Source organism: Aneurinibacillus terranovensis DSM 18919, assembly GCF_000430625.1.
GTDB classification, from domain to species: Bacteria; Bacillota; Bacilli; order Aneurinibacillales; family Aneurinibacillaceae; genus Aneurinibacillus_B; species Aneurinibacillus_B terranovensis.
In genome coordinates this window covers 19,870-37,624 of the sequence record NZ_AUMJ01000017.1, presented here as the reverse complement: position 1 = coordinate 37,624, position 17,755 = coordinate 19,870, and the positions used below count along the sequence as shown (strand labels likewise).

The 17,755-nt window shown below is 42.6% G+C and carries 19 protein-coding genes; 10 read left to right on the top strand and 9 right to left on the bottom strand.

The window, feature by feature from the left end:
- Positions 1 to 436: 436 nt before the first annotated feature.
- Both H525_RS0103920 and H525_RS0103915 read left to right on the top strand, forming a co-directional pair.
- Complete coding sequence (locus H525_RS0103920; RefSeq protein ID WP_027415116.1) at positions 437 to 2,866, top strand: heavy metal translocating P-type ATPase; 2,430 nt, start codon at positions 437 to 439, stop codon at positions 2,864 to 2,866.
- A gap of 202 nt (positions 2,867 to 3,068) precedes the next feature.
- Positions 3,069 to 3,509, top strand: coding sequence for a ferritin-like domain-containing protein (locus H525_RS0103915; RefSeq protein ID WP_027415115.1), 441 nt, complete (start codon positions 3,069 to 3,071; stop codon positions 3,507 to 3,509).
- A 320-nt stretch (positions 3,510 to 3,829) separates the two neighbouring features.
- Here H525_RS0103915 and resA read toward each other — a convergent pair whose 3' ends face one another.
- From resA to H525_RS22730, 3 genes are all read right to left on the bottom strand, one after another.
- Positions 3,830 to 4,363, bottom strand: coding sequence for a thiol-disulfide oxidoreductase ResA (resA, locus tag H525_RS0103905; protein WP_027415114.1), 534 nt, complete (start codon positions 4,361 to 4,363; stop codon positions 3,830 to 3,832).
- Between the two features lie 51 nt (positions 4,364 to 4,414).
- Complete coding sequence (locus H525_RS0103900) at positions 4,415 to 5,344, bottom strand: YCF48-related protein (RefSeq protein WP_027415113.1); 930 nt, start codon at positions 5,342 to 5,344, stop codon at positions 4,415 to 4,417.
- 171 nt (positions 5,345 to 5,515) lie between these two features.
- Entirely contained in the window at positions 5,516 to 5,743 is a 228-nt protein-coding gene (locus tag H525_RS22730) for an SHOCT domain-containing protein (protein WP_035099876.1), read from the bottom strand.
- A 160-nt stretch (positions 5,744 to 5,903) separates the two neighbouring features.
- Here H525_RS22730 and H525_RS22725 point away from each other — a divergent pair, with 160 nt between their 5' ends.
- The 4 genes from H525_RS22725 to H525_RS29290 all read left to right on the top strand — a co-directional run bounded on the left by H525_RS22725 (position 5,904) and on the right by H525_RS29290 (position 8,623).
- Entirely contained in the window at positions 5,904 to 6,146 is a 243-nt protein-coding gene (locus tag H525_RS22725) for an SHOCT domain-containing protein (RefSeq protein ID WP_051330786.1), read from the top strand.
- Positions 6,130 to 6,834 carry a response regulator transcription factor gene (locus H525_RS0103885; RefSeq protein WP_342664267.1) on the top strand — a complete coding sequence of 235 codons (705 nt, stop codon included), beginning with the start codon at positions 6,130 to 6,132 and terminating at the stop codon, positions 6,832 to 6,834. Before H525_RS22725 ends, H525_RS0103885 begins: the two co-directional genes overlap by 17 nt.
- Complete coding sequence (locus tag H525_RS0103880) at positions 6,831 to 8,237, top strand: sensor histidine kinase (protein ID WP_051330785.1); 1,407 nt, start codon at positions 6,831 to 6,833, stop codon at positions 8,235 to 8,237. Before H525_RS0103885 ends, H525_RS0103880 begins: the two co-directional genes overlap by 4 nt.
- Before the next feature lie 152 nt (positions 8,238 to 8,389).
- On the top strand, positions 8,390 to 8,623 hold the full coding sequence (locus H525_RS29290; protein WP_155837123.1) for a hypothetical protein: 234 nt from the start codon (positions 8,390 to 8,392) through the stop codon (positions 8,621 to 8,623).
- A gap of 82 nt (positions 8,624 to 8,705) precedes the next feature.
- Here the strand turns inward: H525_RS29290 and H525_RS22720 are convergent, their stop codons facing one another.
- From H525_RS22720 to H525_RS0103865, 3 genes are all read right to left on the bottom strand, one after another.
- Positions 8,706 to 8,897, bottom strand: a complete 192-nt coding sequence (locus tag H525_RS22720; RefSeq protein WP_035099874.1) for a hypothetical protein — start codon at positions 8,895 to 8,897, stop codon at positions 8,706 to 8,708.
- Between the two features lie 12 nt (positions 8,898 to 8,909).
- Positions 8,910 to 10,331, bottom strand: a complete 1,422-nt coding sequence (locus H525_RS0103870; protein ID WP_027415110.1) for an NAD(P)/FAD-dependent oxidoreductase — start codon at positions 10,329 to 10,331, stop codon at positions 8,910 to 8,912.
- Positions 10,332 to 10,398: 67 nt separating this feature from the next.
- Positions 10,399 to 10,629 carry a YgaP family membrane protein gene (locus tag H525_RS0103865; protein ID WP_027415109.1) on the bottom strand — a complete coding sequence of 77 codons (231 nt, stop codon included), beginning with the start codon at positions 10,627 to 10,629 and terminating at the stop codon, positions 10,399 to 10,401.
- 224 nt (positions 10,630 to 10,853) lie between these two features.
- Here H525_RS0103865 and H525_RS22715 point away from each other — a divergent pair, with 224 nt between their 5' ends.
- Positions 10,854 to 11,186: a metallophosphoesterase family protein gene (locus tag H525_RS22715; protein ID WP_155837120.1), complete on the top strand. Its 333-nt coding sequence runs from the start codon at positions 10,854 to 10,856 to the stop codon at positions 11,184 to 11,186.
- A 199-nt stretch (positions 11,187 to 11,385) separates the two neighbouring features.
- Here the strand turns inward: H525_RS22715 and H525_RS0103855 are convergent, their stop codons facing one another.
- On the bottom strand, positions 11,386 to 11,985 hold the full coding sequence (locus H525_RS0103855) for a nitroreductase family protein (protein ID WP_027415108.1): 600 nt from the start codon (positions 11,983 to 11,985) through the stop codon (positions 11,386 to 11,388).
- A 255-nt stretch (positions 11,986 to 12,240) separates the two neighbouring features.
- On the opposite strand from H525_RS0103855, the gene H525_RS0103850 reads away from it, so the two are divergent.
- Both H525_RS0103850 and H525_RS0103845 read left to right on the top strand, forming a co-directional pair.
- A complete protein-coding gene (locus tag H525_RS0103850; protein WP_027415107.1) occupies positions 12,241 to 12,699 on the top strand; it encodes a MarR family winged helix-turn-helix transcriptional regulator in 459 nt (152 codons plus the stop codon).
- Positions 12,700 to 12,726: 27 nt separating this feature from the next.
- Entirely contained in the window at positions 12,727 to 13,431 is a 705-nt protein-coding gene (locus H525_RS0103845; protein WP_027415106.1) for a pirin family protein, read from the top strand.
- A gap of 520 nt (positions 13,432 to 13,951) precedes the next feature.
- Here H525_RS0103845 and ltaE read toward each other — a convergent pair.
- Positions 13,952 to 15,007 (bottom strand): low-specificity L-threonine aldolase, encoded by a 1,056-nt coding sequence (gene ltaE / locus H525_RS0103840; protein ID WP_342664266.1) that lies wholly within the window; start codon positions 15,005 to 15,007, stop codon positions 13,952 to 13,954.
- A complete protein-coding gene (locus H525_RS0103835) occupies positions 15,007 to 15,810 on the bottom strand; it encodes a hypothetical protein (protein ID WP_027415104.1) in 804 nt (267 codons plus the stop codon). The genes ltaE and H525_RS0103835 overlap by 1 nt, the downstream gene beginning before the upstream one ends.
- 138 nt (positions 15,811 to 15,948) lie before the next feature.
- On the opposite strand from H525_RS0103835, the gene H525_RS0103830 reads away from it, so the two are divergent.
- Positions 15,949 to 17,337 carry an RsmF rRNA methyltransferase first C-terminal domain-containing protein gene (locus H525_RS0103830; protein WP_027415103.1) on the top strand — a complete coding sequence of 463 codons (1,389 nt, stop codon included), beginning with the start codon at positions 15,949 to 15,951 and terminating at the stop codon, positions 17,335 to 17,337.
- The last annotated feature ends 418 nt before the right edge of the window (positions 17,338 to 17,755 follow it).

The window sequence follows — 17,755 nt, the reverse complement described above, 5'->3', positions numbered from 1 at the left end:
TCCTATAGCTACATAATTGCCAGAGGCCGAAAAAATAACAAGATAAGCCCAATACACAGTAAAACCATACGGATTTCATCTGTATCACCCTTTTCAATATTCTTTGATCTTTTTGTAATTTTATATTGATGTATAAAATTTAAGCAGAGTAGGATTGTCCCGGATTAACCATGATCTATCTTACATAAACCGGACTAAAAAAATTCTCCATTCTTTCTTCAAATTTCTTTTAAGTATTTCATATACCCATTTCTTCACACTTTCTTCAAATAAATTGGAGATACTAAAAATAACGGATTAATGGGGTGATTTTACTTGACTTATACATAAGGGGGGTATAGTATATAAATGAAGAGGATGAGACAAAAAAATAAAGATAAATCATAGTTAAATCTTAAAGAATAGGTCAATCTTATAGAAAAAAGAGGTGGAAATCATGGAACCAACACCAAACGCAACAAAGCAAACATCCCTGCAAATTACCGGTATGACCTGTGCTGCTTGTGCGAACCGGATTGAAAAGGGATTAAATAAAATCGAAGGTGTGAAAGAAGCAAATGTTAACTTTGCAATGGAAAAAGCTTCAATAACGTATGACCCTGAGAAAGTCGATGTGCCTCAAATGGAACAGCGTATTCAAAAACTGGGGTATGGCGTTGCCAGGGATGAAGTGAATTTACAGCTTATAGGCATGACCTGTGCAGCCTGCGCGAACCGGATTGAAAAAGGGTTGAATAAATTGCCTGGCGTTGCCAAGGCGAGCGTGAATTTCGCTCTCGAAACCGCGCACGTGGAGTACATTCCGGGATCTGTTTCGGTTTCCGATATGGTAAAAAAGGTAGAGAAACTCGGTTACAAGGCTGTACCGAAGGAAGAGCAGGCCAATCAGGGAGAACATCGCCAACAAGAGATTGAGCGGCAAAAACGAAAATTGGTAGCCTCTGCGATTCTCTCTTTTCCTTTACTATGGGCAATGGTCGGCCATTTTTCCTTCACATCCTTTATTTGGGTACCCTCATGGTTTATGAATCCGTGGGTCCAGCTGGCGTTGGCGACCCCTGTTCAGTTTGTCATTGGAGGTCAGTTTTATGTGGGTGCATTTAAAGCGCTCCGCAATAAAAGCGCCAATATGGATGTGCTTGTCGCTCTCGGGACTTCCGCTGCTTATTTTTACAGTATTTACTCAACAATGAAGTGGGCGGCAAGTACCCAAGCCCACCATGTTCCCGAAATGTATTATGAAACAAGCGCAATTCTAATTACATTAATTATTATGGGTAAACTCTTTGAAGCTCTGGCTAAAGGGCGCACTTCGGAAGCGATTAAGACACTCATGGGGCTGCAGGCGAAAACCGCGTTAGTCATCCGAAACGGTGAGGAAGTGAGCATCCCGGTTGAGGAAGTAGTTGTGGGAGATGTAATTCTCGTGAAGCCTGGGGAGAAGGTGCCTGTAGATGGAGAAGTCATTGAAGGGATTTCTTCGGTGGATGAGTCGATGCTGACGGGCGAGAGTCTTCCGGTTGAGAAAAGAGCAGGAGACAACGTTATAGGGGCTACCATTAATAAAAACGGCGTGCTCAAAGTAAAAGCTACGAAAATCGGCAAAGAAACCGCTCTTGCCCAAATCATTAAAGTCGTGGAAGAAGCCCAAGGTTCAAAAGCGCCGATTCAACGAATTGCAGACGTGATTTCCGGTATTTTCGTCCCCATCGTTGTCGGAATTGCGCTCATTGCTTTTTTCGTATGGTATTTCTGGACGGCTCCCGGAGATTTTACCGGTGCCTTAGAAAAATCTATCGCGATTCTGGTGATTGCCTGTCCGTGTGCGCTAGGTCTGGCTACACCTACTTCTATCATGGCTGGGTCAGGCCGTTCGGCTGAATATGGAATTTTGTTTAAAGGCGGTGAACATCTGGAATCCACACATCGGATAGAAGCCATTGTCCTGGATAAAACCGGAACGGTCACCAAAGGGAAACCCGAGCTGACGGACGTAATGACATCCGGAGTTGACGAGCGGTCGTTTTTACGATGGGTAGGCGCTGCTGAAAAGAATTCGGAACACCCGTTGGCTGAAGCCGTTGTAACAGGTATTGCAGCTAAAGGAATTGAATGGCCTGCGGCGGATGAATTTGAAGCCATCCCGGGTTACGGGATACGGGCCGTTGTCGAAGGAAAAGAAATACTTGCTGGGACTCGAAAGATGATGATGAAATATGAGGTAGCGGTGGATGAAGCAATAGAGTCAATGGAACAACTTGAGCAGGCGGGGAAAACAGCGATGTTAATCGCCATTGACCGTAAATATGCAGGGATCGTTGCCGTTGCCGATACGATAAAAGAAACTTCGAAAGAAGCGGTAACCCGGTTAAAACAAATGGGCATTCAAGTCATCATGATTACTGGTGATAACGAGCGAACCGCCCGGGCGATTGCCAAACAAGTAGGCATTGATTATGTCTTGGCGGAAGTTCTGCCCGAGGGAAAAGCGGAAGAAGTGAAAAAACTACAAGCACAGGGGAAAAAAGTAGCGATGGTCGGTGACGGCATTAACGATGCGCCTGCTCTGGCTACCGCTGATATTGGAATGGCAATTGGAACAGGGACCGATGTTGCGATGGAAGCAGCAGATGTAACCCTTATGCGTGGCGATTTAAACAGCATCCCGGATGCGATTTATATGAGCCGTAAAACAATGGGAAATATTAAACAAAACCTGTTCTGGGCCCTCGCTTATAATTCTTTGGGGATCCCAATCGCCGCCGTAGGTTTACTGGCACCCTGGGTAGCCGGAGCCGCGATGGCTTTGAGTTCGGTTTCCGTTGTTCTCAATGCGCTGCGTCTTCAAAAGGTTAAAATACGATAAGAGTTTAGCCGAGTTTAACCGCATACGAGGACTTTTTGTAGACAAGGAGAAAGTCTAATCATTTCAAACAACGAGAAATGAAAGTAGTAGCCAGATCTCATTAGAGTCTGGCTATTAATATGGCTGTTTTTGGACTAGATACCAAGTCATACTGGCTGCATAAAATATACGAACCGTAAAAGTGAGGGGAGAGAGTAATCAAGTGTATCCTTATTATTATCATTACGAACCAGACAGTGGTTTACTCAGTGATACTGTTAAAGCCATTAATGGAGAATATAGTGCTATACATTGTTATAAACAGTTAGCCAAAATGGCTCATAATGATGAAGAAAAAAACCGAATTCTTGAAATTCGACAGGATGAGATTAGGCACTATCAAGTATTCTCAAAGATTTATATGTCTCTAACCGGATTCCATCCAAACCCGCAGATTACGGAGCAATGTCCAAATGATTATAAAAGTGGATTGCAGTTTGCCTTAAAAGATGAACAACAAACCGTAGATTTTTATTTAACTATTGCGGATAAAACACAAGATACTAATATTAAAGACCGTTTCCGTCGGGCGGCGGCTGACGAACAAAACCATGCTGTATGGTTTTTGTACTATTATACCAAGCTTTGTTGTGACAAATCGTAAAACCTTCCACGGATTTAGGAAGGTTTTATTTCCTAATTCTGCTTATTTTAGATTCCACCAGGGGCCATACTGAATGATCCAACACTGCAATCACAACAATTAATATAAACAGTACAAGTATCACCCCTACTTCATTAGCCCAGAAGCCTCCGGTAAACCCAGCCATTACAAATCACTCTTTTTGTATTGATACAGTAAACTACGCACCAATTAATCAATATGTTTGTACGTCCACCTAGTTTACTTTGATTTCATCATATGCCTAGAGTGTATTCCGGGTTTGTTTCGTTTTCGAACATGTGAAAAAGGTTGGGAAATACTTATTTATTTTTCGAAGGTTCGATTTGAGTCATATTATTACGGATGGTCTCAATTGACATAGGCCCGCCTTCGATTTTTTTGTATACCGTACCATCCGGTTTGATAAAAAACGTGGTAGGCAGCGGGCCGATTTGATATTTCATTGTAATGTCCTGCGAAGGGTCAAGCACAATGGGAAAACTCAAATGATATTGATTGGCAAATCCCTGAACGGACAGCTTTGATTCACCGTCGTTGATAGCGACAACCTCCACACCTTTGTGTTCAAATTCCTTGCTGGCTTGATTTAAGGCAGGCATTTCTTCCCGGCATGGAGGACACCATGTACCCCAGAAATTAAGTACAACTCCTTTTCCACGTAGCTTGCGAAGTTCAGTTGTTCCTCCCGTCAGGTTCTGTCCAATAAAGTTCGGTGCGGGTTTTCCAGTTTTAACAGCTTCTTTACTTGTCCCAAATTCACTATAAAGAGCCCACACTACTGCGAAAAAAATCACGAGAAGTATAAGAGTACGATAAAATTTTCGCGATATCATCCTTACCTCCGCCATGTGAATTTATAATGATCTATGGTTGGTGAAGATATTTCATTTGATTTGTTTCCACGTTTGTCCTTTATCGGGAGAAAGATAAAATTGTGCATGATTAGTAATAGCGATAACGGTAGTTAAATCTTTTGGAGAAATGCCGAGCATTACAACCTGATTCGGAATTTTTCCATTGTTTATGTTAGTGAAGTCTTTAAAATTGTCTGTTCGCCAAAGGCCGGTAGAAGTCGCCAGATAAGCGGTGCCGTTTTTATCGTGAACAAGTCCCAAGACTTGAGAGCCGTCTTTACTATTTACTTTACTCCACTGCCAACTATCTACTTTTGAAGCAAATAAGCCCTTTTCTTCAACAATATAAAGGGTATTAGATAGAGGATTAAGTGACATATTCTGAACATTTGCAGGGTAGTTCGTCTTCTTATTCCAATTTTTTCCTCCGTCATTACTTAAATAGAAACCGTCCATCGCAACGTATGCAATTAAATTTTTCGCATCTTTATCTATGGCAAGTAAATCGTGTACATCTGGCTCGGAAGGTAATCCGGTTGTTAAGTCGGACCATGTAGCTCCTTTATCGTTAGATACTTTTAAAAATCCGTGTCCACCGGCGATTAGCTTTTCGGGCTGGTTTATGCTCTGTACAATTCCCATTACATCCATTCCTTCCAACCCTGTTGCGGCTTTATACCAATCAACCGAGTTTTTCGATGTATAGAGACCGGTATGGGCGCCGACAATGATACCATTGGTTGTTAAACTTTGTGAAACGGTATGCCAGTGGCTCATTGTTTGTGGATCAATTTTATTTCCGTTATCCGTTGGTTTTTCTTGTGTGGTAGGGCTTGGTTGGTTTGGAGTTGGAGGGGTAGCGGTGGCGGTATTTCCCTGACTCCCGCAGGCTGGCAGAAGTAAGACGGTTACTAATCCAATCGTTTGCAAAAAAGCCTTTTTCTTTTTCGATGTGTTCATAATGATCTCCTTTTATGTAACTATAATTTTGATTTTTTTCATAGGTTAACCGACAGCATGGAAAAGGCATGTCCATTGTAGGGCTAACATGAATTAACATAAATATAGGCTGTTAACTCTTGTTAACAGCCGAAATGAAAGGTATTTCTTATTGCTGTTTTGTTTGTTTTGTCATTTTAATTTTTCCAGTAGACGGTTGTATTCTTGTTCGGTCATTTCTCCATTCGCGTATCGTTCGCGGACAATTTTTACAGCTGTATCTTCACTGCTTTTTGAGTGATTTCCACGTATCCAGCGGATGCTCAAGTAAATGACGCCAAGGAGGAGTCCCCATTGCAAGAGCATCCAAGCAAACATCCCTAACCCACCCATTCCAAAATTTTGCAAGCAATTTAACATGATTCATCCCCTCCTAAATAAAGTATAAAAGACAAAAGTGAAGAAAATATGGTGGAAAGGCAGCTTCACATTTCCTTCACTTTTTTTCGATATAACAATATAGAATGGATAATGGATACTGTATTATATTGGATTTCTATATAAAGGAGGCCTTCTCATCATGTTTATGGGGTTTGGAGGAGTCGGAATGTTCATTTGGATGCTATGCCAGTGGTTTTTTTTGCTGCTTGGTGTGTATCTGATTATAAGGTGGATTAAGGGCCCTTCCCATAAAAATAATACCTACGATAATCAAGCGATTGCCATCGTCCGGGAACGATTGGCAAGGGGGGAAATTAGTGTGGAAGAGTACGAACGTATAATTAAAATATTAACAGAGGGGGGAAATGATGATGGAAGATAAAAGAATGGTACTCATTGTTGACGACGAAAAACCAATGAGGCAGCTCCTCTCTATCTGCTTACGCCAAGCCGGATATAGCGCGGATCAGGTATCTTCGGGGGAAGAGGCCATTGCTGCACTGCAAAGTAAACCGTATGAGTTAATATTGCTAGACGTTATGATGCCCACGTTGGACGGATGGGAGACATGCGAGAAAATCCGACAATTTTCTAATGTGCCTATCATTATGTTAACAGCGCGCGAGCAAACAAGTGATAAAGTAAAAGGGCTTGCATTGGGTGCCGATGATTATGTGACGAAGCCTTTTGATCAAGAGGAACTGCTGGCAAGAGTACACGCCGTTCTGCGGAGAAGTGAGAGTAAAAACCAGGAAACAATGAATCCAGATCACCTGTTGAACCATCAGGGGATAACAGTGGATAGCCATCGACACGAAGCATTTTTTGAAAACCAGTTATTAATTTTGACACCAAAGGAATATGGAATTCTTCATATATTGATGAAGTCTCCCGGCCGAGTGTTTAGTCGTGAAGATTTATTGGCTTTGATATGGGAAGGACAAGATATTGAAGACGAGCGAACGGTCGACACTCATGTGAAAAATCTGAGGGAAAAATTACGGGCGAAAGGCGCTCCCGCCCACGACATCATTAAAACGGTATGGGGAGTAGGGTATAAATTACAGTGAAAATAACCGCCATTTTACAACGATTCCGTGAGCGTGTTGCAGTAAAGCTTGGACTTTTGCTGCTTTCCGTTTTTTTGTTAATTATTTTTTCTGTCGGTAATATTCTGTATTCTCTATTTCTAAATTTTTACCTTTCTCACGTTACGGAAGAATTGGTACAGCGGGGACACAGCCATGCGTCGGTATTGAGCGACCATTTCTTCCCGGTAACCATCGAACACGTGATTCGAATGGAAAAAGGTTCAAGGTTTATGGTTGTTATTCTAAATAAAGAAGGAAATGTGATAGCCAGTTCTGCATCTATCTCTCCCTTACAACGTGACTATTTAAAGGAGGCAAGCGGTAAAAAGGAAGGCCAGGAAAACACGATAGAGAAGGATTGGGATACCACCCCCTTTCTTGTCTCGCATTCTCCTATTATGCAGAACGGTAAAACGACGGGGGAAGTGGTCATGTTTTCACCTACCGAACCCATCCGCCAAGCTGTTCGGTTGCTGCAGTGGATGTTAATGATAACCGGGATTGTAACAGTATTGGTGGTGAGTGGTCTTTTGTTTATCATTTCCCGCATGGTCGTACGGCCCCTAATTGAAATGAAACAAGCCACAAGCGAAATTGCACAAGGGCGGTATTCAACCAGGGTGCCCGTTTTGGGAAATGACGAGGTGGCGCAACTGGCTCATTCCATTAATCATATGTCTAATGAAATTCAATTCTACCAAAACCAGCGAAATGAATTCTTAGCCGATATCGGGCATGAACTGCGGACTCCGATTACTTATTTAAAAGGCTATTCCGAAGTTCTGCTGCGGAACGATTATACACCGGATGAGTTGACGCAATCTCTCACGATTATTTATGAACAAAGCAACCGGCTGCAGCGGCTTGTTCAGGATTTATTCGACCTTGCCCGAATGGAACAGGGCAATTTTTCATTTTGTTTTGTACCATTGTCACTGGAAGATGTGGTTACTGATGTGTTGTCATTAGTTGAATCATCTATGGATGAAAAAAAAATAAGTCTGGAGTACGAACCACCAGCAATGCCTATGAGTATTGAAGGCGACAAGCAGCGACTAGAGCAGGTTTTATTGAATATTTTGGAGAACGCAAGAAGATATACGCCATCTGGTGGGAAGGTCTATGTTAGATTGAATGGTACGAAAACGAGTGCGGAAATACAAATTGAAGATACAGGGCCAGGCATTTCTTCAGAAGAACTGCCCTTTATTATGGAACGGCTGTACAGAGTGGAAAAATCGAGGTCGCAGGAAACAGGTGGTGCCGGATTAGGTCTTGCAATTAGTAAAAAAATTGTAGAAGCTCATCATGGTAGCTTGCATGTAGAAAGTGAAGTAGGTGTGGGGACAAAATTTACCATTCAGTTACCGTTAAAAAAATAAAAAAGCAATATTTCTCAAACCAATAACTCCTAACAAGCATAATCAACACCGTGTTTGTTAGGAGTTATTCTTTTTTTATCCATATTTTCATCAAGGCTTCACTACAATTTAGAGCCACTATAGCAGTAAGGCTGTTATTTTTTGAAAGGTAGATGAATTATGAAAAAAAGTGTTTTGTTTGGTGTATAGCCTTAGCCAGCATGTTAGCCTTTTCTTCAAGTGCTTTGGCGGAGGGGGTGAATCAGCACAATAATGATTCTGGAAAAGTAAGCCTCGCTTCAAAACAGCAAGACAATGAAATGAATAATACTTTTGGTTGTAATAGTTTAAAAAGGAGTCAGCTCATATCATATAGAGCGATCTCCTTTTTATTTGTTCATTTATGATGCTGGTTTTATTTATGTACGTTACCAAACTAAGCAGTATTTTCCCTTTGAACGGGTGTAACAGTAATCGCTTCCATAATGGTCAATTTGAATTTGATAACGAACGATTATGTTCGGCCTTTTGGCTGCTATGAGTTTCGGTATGTTTTGGAGGAAAAAGTGCAATTTTTAAAATCCGAATATTAAGATATATGAACTTGATTATTTGTAGTATTTTGCATTTACGCCAAAAAAGTGTTCCTCTTGTCGGTTTCATTTCTTTCAACAGCTTCATGGGTTTAACCTCCTATTCGGGAATCATACTCCAACCTGGATTTCCCTGCATTTTGTAGATGAAGGCAGTATGAAGCAAGCGTTTGATCCAGGCACCAGAAAGACCGATATCCAGGTAATTTGCTTTTAGATCTCTTCCGTAGTCGGGGTAGCGCTCGTAATCCGGTGCAACCGGATACAATATGATTGAGGCTGCTGATCCATTCCATACAGATTTTCCGATAGATGCGATACAAGCACCTGGCATTTCCGTCATTGCTTCCTTATGGGAAGGTTCGTTGCCGCGGATCATATCAATGATGTTGTGTGCAACCACACGTCCGATAATTCCGGAAGCCATGCCGGTTCGCGGAGCCGTAGCTGTAATGTTCGTACCGTTTTTGTTGATAAATGGTTTGGAAATTGAACCTGGTGTTGCAAAAGCAATCCCTGCGGCAAAGATGTTTTTGTAAAAGGGTGATTGATAAGTGGCTGGCCAGTCGCTTGCTCTTACATCTTCCCATTTCTTTCCGTACCCGCCGTCAACCAGCATAAATCCGCCTGGATTTGTCATTTTGCCTGTAATGTCATTATTGTCTTTATCTATATAGTTTATCTTTGTACCTTGAAATTGCGGGATTAACATAGAAAAATCATATTGGATCTCGCCTTGTTCCCCTTCGTAGTTTTCCCAGTAGACACATTTTTTGTCTACCTTTTGGACGGCACTTTGCACTTGATAATAAATTTCCTGCTCAGAAAACAGAGATTTAAGAAAGGATTCAGAACTCATGACATATCCGTATTTTTTTGCGAATACGCCACCTACACCCAAGTCTCCTAATTTTGGTTCATTTGAAATCCACATAATTTTAGCCCGGTGACGTAGTTTACGTCTCACCAGATCGGCATGAATGTTGCTAATGTACTCTAAGGCCGCACCCTGACACGTAGACGTTCCATGGCCCGTTCCTACTAAAATAGTAACCGTATCTCCCTTTTCCATGCGATGAACTGTTTCTAAATATGCGTCCCGTGCCAGCTTGGCATGGTGAATGTTACATATGGACTGCGTGGTTTCATGATCAGGTCCCAGACCTTCCGTACCGGCAAAGTTTAAATGGGGGCCTGTCGCGTTAATCAAATAATCATATTCAATTTTCTCTTTTTTCCCATCTTTATTTTCTATAAGAACATATTGTTCATCTGGATGGATTTCTCTCGCCCATGCTTGAACAAAGTGAATTCCTTTTCTTTTATATATGGGTTCCAAATAAAACATCGTCTGATCCGGATCCATGCGGCCGATGCCTACCCATACTAATGAGGGAATATAGGTGAATCTGGGCCATGGGTTTACAACAATTACATCGTGTTCCCGCCCCAGCTCTTTACGTAAGTAAAGAGCTGCGGTTTGACCGGAAAAACCCGCACCTAAAATTACAACCTTCGCCAATGCATTTTCCTCCTTTTCTTTCCAAAAGCGATTAACTATTTGACTTGTAAAGAGAACAAAATGAACTCTATTTTCGATAAATCTGACACGAAATTGATTTATGATTCACCCCCATACGGACTAAGATTTTTTCCAATAAACAGAATCCGGTAAATGATGAAATAATCAAATTAAAACCAACAAAAGCCGTAAATAGCAGCCAGTATAAAGATACAAATACTGCTAATGTTAAACTAGCCAGAATAAAAATACCCGCTAGCAAATGGATGAGGTTCCCTTTTCCATTAACTACAAACATATCTGCTCCCCCTTTTTGTCTTTAGTAATCAAATAGCAAATCAGAATATTTCTAATTAACAATATATACCCATATGGGTATATAGGTCAATAGATTTCTATTCAACCGAAAAATAACTTTCAATCTTTGGGTAAACCGACGTAAGCGGGTTTCAGAATTCATACCCTGGCAATTATTGCAGATGTACACGGAAATTCGTGGGCATAGATGCTGTTTTTGAAGATATGGAGAGAAGGGAAATTACGAACATTGATAGGAGAGAGTCTATTATTTTATGCGCCCATACCCATATCCCGAGGACGGTTTATCTGCCAACCGGTCAAATCATAATAAATCCCGGAAGCGTAGGTTTACCCGCATACACTGACGATTATCCGTATCCTCATGGAATGGAATCGGGTTCTCTTTATGCTAATTATGCAGTGTTATCGAAAAAATCAGAGCAATGGATGATCGAACATATTTCAGTTCCATACGATTGGCGTACTGCTGCCAAAAGAGCCTTTGATAACGGCCGTGAAGATTGGGCAAAATGGATTGAGTCCGGCAGAGTCTAGTACGACATCAACGCTTTATTGTGTTGTATGTAAAGGCAGGGGCTGTCTCAAAAGTCATGTTCTAAAATTTTCAACCCCACTTTTAACCTTAAAATTGCCCCCAAAATTAAAGGACTCCTATCACTTTTACAGTGAATAAGAGTCCTTTTTTGGGGATTTGATAATATCGGACGTCCCTTTTGGAACAGCCTCTTGTTATTTATTTAAACACCTTCACGCGTTCTTCTAACGGTTGAAAAGCCTTTTCGCTTGCAGGAGCAGTCGGCTTGCCAAATGGCATTTGAGCAATTAGCTTCCACTCACTTGGAATATTCCACTCTTTTTTTACCTCATCATCAATCAGCGGATTATAGTGCTGCAAGGACGCACCGAATCCTTCTATTTCCAGTGATGTCCAAACGACATATTGAAGCATACCGGAAGACTGCTGCGACCAGATTGGAAAGTTATCTTTGTAGAGCGCAAACTGCTCTTGGAATGATTTGACGACATTTTCATCCTCAAAGAATAAAACAGTTCCATATCCACTTCGGAAGGCATCCATTTTTTGCTCAGTTGGAGCAAATTCATTTGTAGGAACGATTCTCCGTAATGTTTCTTTAGTAATATCCCATAATTTATCGTGCTGTTCTCCCAGTAAAACAACAACCCGTGCACTTTGAGAATTGAATGAGGATGGCGTATGCTTTACAGCATGATTAACTACTTCCTGGATTCTTTCATCTGAAATGACGGCTTCTTTACTGATTCCGTAAAACGTGCGTCTGTTTTCTATAGCCGTATAAAAATCTTTTGCCATGATAATCTTCCTTCCCATTATTCGTTTTAAGTATTTTCACTACATTAATCCTTAATTAAAAAATCTCGAATTCAAGGTAATTATATGGCTGATGGTTGGTTTTGTCAACCCGCCTTGAGTCTGCATACAAATACATTCCATTTGCTACAATAAAATGGGAACGACAAAGTACCGTACTTTTGTTGACAGGATGGATTCTTACGTCCTATAATTATCTCCAATTCGAGATATATTAATTAAAGGATTTGATGCAGGATGAGTGAAGAAAACGACATGAATGAGACTGATCTCTCTTTAAAATTATTTATTGTACTATCACGGGCAAATCGTGCTGTAGTTGATCGTGTAACAGAAGACATTAGAAGCCATGGATTAAATCCGACTGAATTTGCTGTGCTTGAATTGCTGTATCACAAAGGGGACCAGCCGATTCAGCATATTGGCAAGAAAGTGCTGCTGGCAAGCGGCAGCATTACGTATGTTGTAGACAAATTAGAAGCAAAACAACTTTTGCAACGAAAGCCCTGTCCAACAGACAGACGGGTCACATATGCTGTAATTACAGAAAAGGGAAAAGAACTCATGGCACGAATTTTTCCCAAGCACGAAAAAGCAATCCAGGAGATATTTCAAGGACTGGATTCAGAAGAAAAGCAAACCTTGATTACTTTACTAAAGAAACTGGGTTTTTATGCAAAAGACATGAAGGAATAAATTTAAATAAATGAATGGAGAGTTAAAATGATAACCATTTACCCTGCCGCATCACGATTTACATCTGACCATGGATGGTTAAAGACTTCACATAGTTTTTCGTTTGCTGATTATTATGATCCGAATAACATGAGTTTTGGTCCGCTTCGCGTATTAAATGACGATTTTGTTGCCCCGGCTAATGGATTTGGCGCGCATCCGCACCGGGAGATGGAGATCGTATCGATTGTGTTAAAAGGCTATTTAAAACATACCGACAGTTCAGGAGGCACGGCGACAACCATATTTGGCGGTGTTCAAAGAATGTCAGCCGGTACAGGGGTCGTTCATTCTGAGGTGAATCCTTCAAATGAAGAAGAAGTGAACTTCTTACAGCTTTGGTTCCTGCCAGAACAGCAAGGGTTGACCCCATCCTATGAGCAAACAAACTTCAAGGTTGAAAAAATGCACAATGCACTCCTGCCGATTGTATCCAAACAATTTTCTGGTCCGGATATTGCTCATATCCATCAGGATTTAACCATCTATTTATCCGATTTGGAGAAGGGTAAAGAGATTGTATTCAATCAGGAGGAAGGCCGACGTATCTTCTTGTTTGTCATTGAAGGCGGGCTTACTGTTAACGGGGATTCCGTACTAAACAAACGTGATTCAGCCCGAATTACGGACACACCTGAACTAAAACTGACAGCTAGTGCAAATGCCCGCTTCATGTTGATCGATTTACCGTAACAAAGAGATGGAGGAGCCTTTGATAACGGTCGTGAAGATTGGGCAAAATGGATCGAGTCCGGCAGATCTAATAGGCACTCTGTTAAACTATAAAATCGCTAAATAATATACGCGAAAGCCCAAAGCCGTTCCTTCTCGTGGAACGGCTACTGCTAGATAATATGGCTTTTCCCAAACCTCTTTTTCTAAAATCGCTCTTCTTACTGGGAAGATCGGAAAACTCATTTTCATTATAACAACTATAAATGAGCAAATTCGCTTTGCCGCTTTATCGAGAGATGAAATTGTGTCGGCTTATGAACGGACGAAACTGGATAAGATGTCGACCCTAGAGGAACAAATAAACGGGCTCAACAATTTTGGCTTTTCAGATGTCGATTGCGTCTATAAATATTTTAACTTCGTGGTGTTATTTGGGAGAAAGCTAATTAAATAGGAAAAAAAAGCAAGTTATTTTAACACAGAAGAGTTAAACAACTAGAGCATCCCTCGTAATGAGGAGGGCTCTAGTTGTTTCATTTTAATGTAATGTCGGGGCACCTTCCTGCACCAACTGTAAAAGGCGTCCGTACACCTCTTCCACATCCTCACGGGTAATATGGCGGTGCGTCACAAAACGAATAATGCCTTCGCCAAAATTAGAAGCTTGAATGTGATAATCGGCCAGCTTTTGCTGGAACTGTTCATTTGTCATTCCGCTGTCTGTGATATCGCACAGGATGATATTCGTTTCTACGCCCTCAACGTCTACGTGAAGGCCGGGAATTTCATTTAAATACTCTGCGAGCATCTTCGCATGCTCATGGTCTTCGGCTAACCTCTCAACCATATGGTCAAGCGCGTATAAACCCGGTGCGGCAATCACGCCGGCCTGTCTCATACCTCCGCCCAAACGTTTCCGCCATCTTCTTGCTTCCGCGATAAACTCCTTCGAACCGGTGAGAACCGATCCAATTGGCGCGCTTAATCCTTTTGACAGGCATATTTGAGCAGAGTCAACACACTGCCCGAATTCCTTGGCGGAAGTTCCTGAAGCGACCACTGCGTTAAATAAGCGGGCTCCATCCATATGAACACGAATCCCGTTCTCACGGGAGAAAGCATACAGCTCACGCAAGCTTTCCACCGGGATCACGCGGCCGCCTGCCTTGTTGTGGGTGTTCTCCACACAGATCAGACGGGTGCGAGGTTGGTGAATATCACTCGCATCCCGGACAGCCCTCCTTACCGATAGCGTGGAAAGGCGTCCGTTTTTTCCTTCTACAGGCCGAAGCTGAATCCCACCCAGCGCGGCCGGTGCCCCGCCTTCATAAAGAAAAATATGGGCATCCGCTTCTACAATAGTCTCATCACCTGGACGGCAGTGAGACAAAATAGCCAGTTGATTTCCCTGGGTTCCACTTGTCGCAAACAGTGCATCTTCATGCCCGAGAAGTTCTGCGGCACGCTCTTCCAGACGGCGGACGGTCGGATCTTCTCCGTACACATCGTCCCCTACTTCCGCCTCATACATGACTTTTCTCATTTCCTCAGTCGGTTTTGTTAGTGTGTCACTACGAAAATCCAGTATTTTCATCAACTTTTCCCCCTTTTTCTCAGCGGTAGTTCTTCGCTCGTCCGCAGTTTCGCAGGCTGATAATTCGGATGTTCCTCGATAACCCGCCGCATATTCTCAAGCCATACACGAATGGCCGAAATGCGTTCCAAATCCTTATTTGTAAAAATGGTGCGTTGAAAATACGGCTGCAGATCATACATATGCTCTTCCATCGTACGGTCAAATTTGTTCCACAGCATCATCTGCCGCACCTCTTCGTTATGTTTCATCACATCCTGGATCCAGTAATACATCGACTGGCTGTCCCGAATCATTTCGTACGCATTGCGCTGGTCGCTCGCATATATCTCCTCAACCGCCCACTTGCGTTCCATTTTCACATAAGCAAAATAGGAGAGAAAGTGCGCCAGCGTAATGAGTAAAACAGCCAGTGTAAAGAGCAGCCCCGCGTAATAAAATATTTTTTGGATCCACATGGAACTTAAAAGCCCCAGCCCCAGGTGATAACATAGCGAAAGAACCCAGCAGGTAATCAACACCGGATTGGCCCGTAGATGCTTTCCCTCGAATTTATGCACAGGCTTGGTTGAAATGACGGTAAATGCCTGAAGGTATAAATCCAAAAAAATGATGCTTAAAAAAAACAACCCTACTTCGAGTCCCACTCGTATCGCATATTCGGACGGAACCCTAACATAATTGACGAGAAAATAAAAAACAGCGATATAAAAAACAGCCAGCACAATGCGAAAAAAAATGCGTCCGCCTTTTCGCTTGCGGTTGCGCCGCTGGTATTTTTCCACGCGAGAAAGAGTATTCACTTCATCACCTTCTCCATCTTCTTCCCCTTTTGTTTATTCGACTTTCTTCGCCCTTTTTCCTGTAAGAGGTGCTTGTTTTTTATTTTTTTGGTAAGATGATTTTCAGGATTTCTTATTTGCGAAAAAGGAATGAACGAGATGCAATTACCTGATCCATTTATCAATCGAATGAAAGAAATGCTGGAACCGGAGGATTTTACGGCTTTCCTGGCCAGCTATGAAAATAAATCCGTACAAGGTTTACGGTTCAATCCACAAAAAGTTGCGGGAAAAAATTTTGCAGAATCGGTTCCTTTTCACCTGATACCTGTCCCATGGTGCAAAACCGGGTATTACTACCAGCCGGAAGATCGGCCTGGCAAGCACCCATACCATGCGGCGGGTCTTTACTATATTCAGGAACCAAGCGCAATGGCGGTGGTAGAGGTACTTGGGCCGGAACCCGGTGACCGTATCCTCGATTTATGTGCCGCACCCGGTGGAAAATCCACACAAATCTCCGGATACCTCGGAGATTCGGGGCTGCTTGTCTCTAATGAAATTCACCCTGCCCGGGCAAAAATCCTGTCGGAAAACCTTGAAAGGTGGGGTGCGCGGAATATCCTTATTACAAATGAAGCGCCGGAGAAGCTTTCACCCCGCTTCCCGCAGCACTTTGACAAAATCGTCGTGGATGCCCCCTGCTCGGGGGAAGGAATGTTCCGCAAGCTGCCGGAAGCGATCGATGACTGGTCGGAAGAGAAAGTTGCGCACTGCGCAGTGATGCAAAAAGACATTCTGGAAGACGCAGCCGCCATGCTGAAACAGGGCGGTGTTCTCGTTTATTCTACCTGTACGTTTGCCCCGTCGGAAAACGAACAGCAAATCGCTGCCTTTCTCAGCCGGCATCCGGAATTCCAGCTCGAGTCGATTCCGCTTGCCCCCCTCTTTACCCCGGGTGTGCCCGCGTGGGGAGGGAATGAAGAATCAGCGTTACATTTAAATGAAACCGCACGTTTATGGCCGCACCGCCTAACAGGTGAAGGCCACTTTATCGCGCGTCTCCGCAAAACCGGTGAGACTGGGAACGAAGCCGTCCAGGTGACTGCTCCTGCAAAAGAGAAGCCGCTTCCGCCGGAGGTACGGAAACAGTTCGAATCATTTTGTAAGGACACTTTACATTTTATCCCGAAAGGCAATTTTACGCTATTCGGCGATCGATTGTATATTCTTCCATCTTCTTTACCACCAATCCATCAGCTAAAAATTGCACGCGCGGGCTGGCACCTTGGAACAGTGAAAAAGGGCCGCTTTGAGCCGTCGCACGCACTTGCCGTGTCCCTTAAACCAGGAGAATGGAGACGAAGCGTCGATTTTTCGGCAGAGAGCGAAGAAATATTCCGGTATTTGCGCGGAGAGAGCCTTATGGTGTCGAGTACAGAACGCGGCTGGACCCTTGTCACGGTCGATGGCTATCCCCTCGGTTGGGCAAAGCTCGTGGATGGGCAGTTGAAGAATCACTATCCGAAAGGGCTGCGATGGGTATAGTGTGTTGAAACATGCGAGAAAACCCCTTATAAATCAAGGGGATTTTTTGTTTGCATCATTTTTAACCTCTGTGTAAGCACGCAAGCAGCCAACAGAGCAAGCGAAGGAGAATGAACGTAAACTAATTCAATTTTTCAACTCCATCGAAAAGCGAGGTTTCAAGTAAAAAACATGAATCACGAACATACGCTATTGGCTAGGCTTTCGGAAGAACACTTACCGGACCTAGCCAATTTTAATTGTTATCTATAAATGAGCAAATTCGCTCCCAGTAAATTTCCAACATAGAAAAGATAGAGACAAGCACCTCTCCTTGTGGTAAAGCCTTATATAATAAGGATCTGCATAGCTTATCGCTCTGCGAAAGTTGAGCTATTAAACTGATAAAAATTTTTTCGCTTTTTATGTTGCTCCTCCT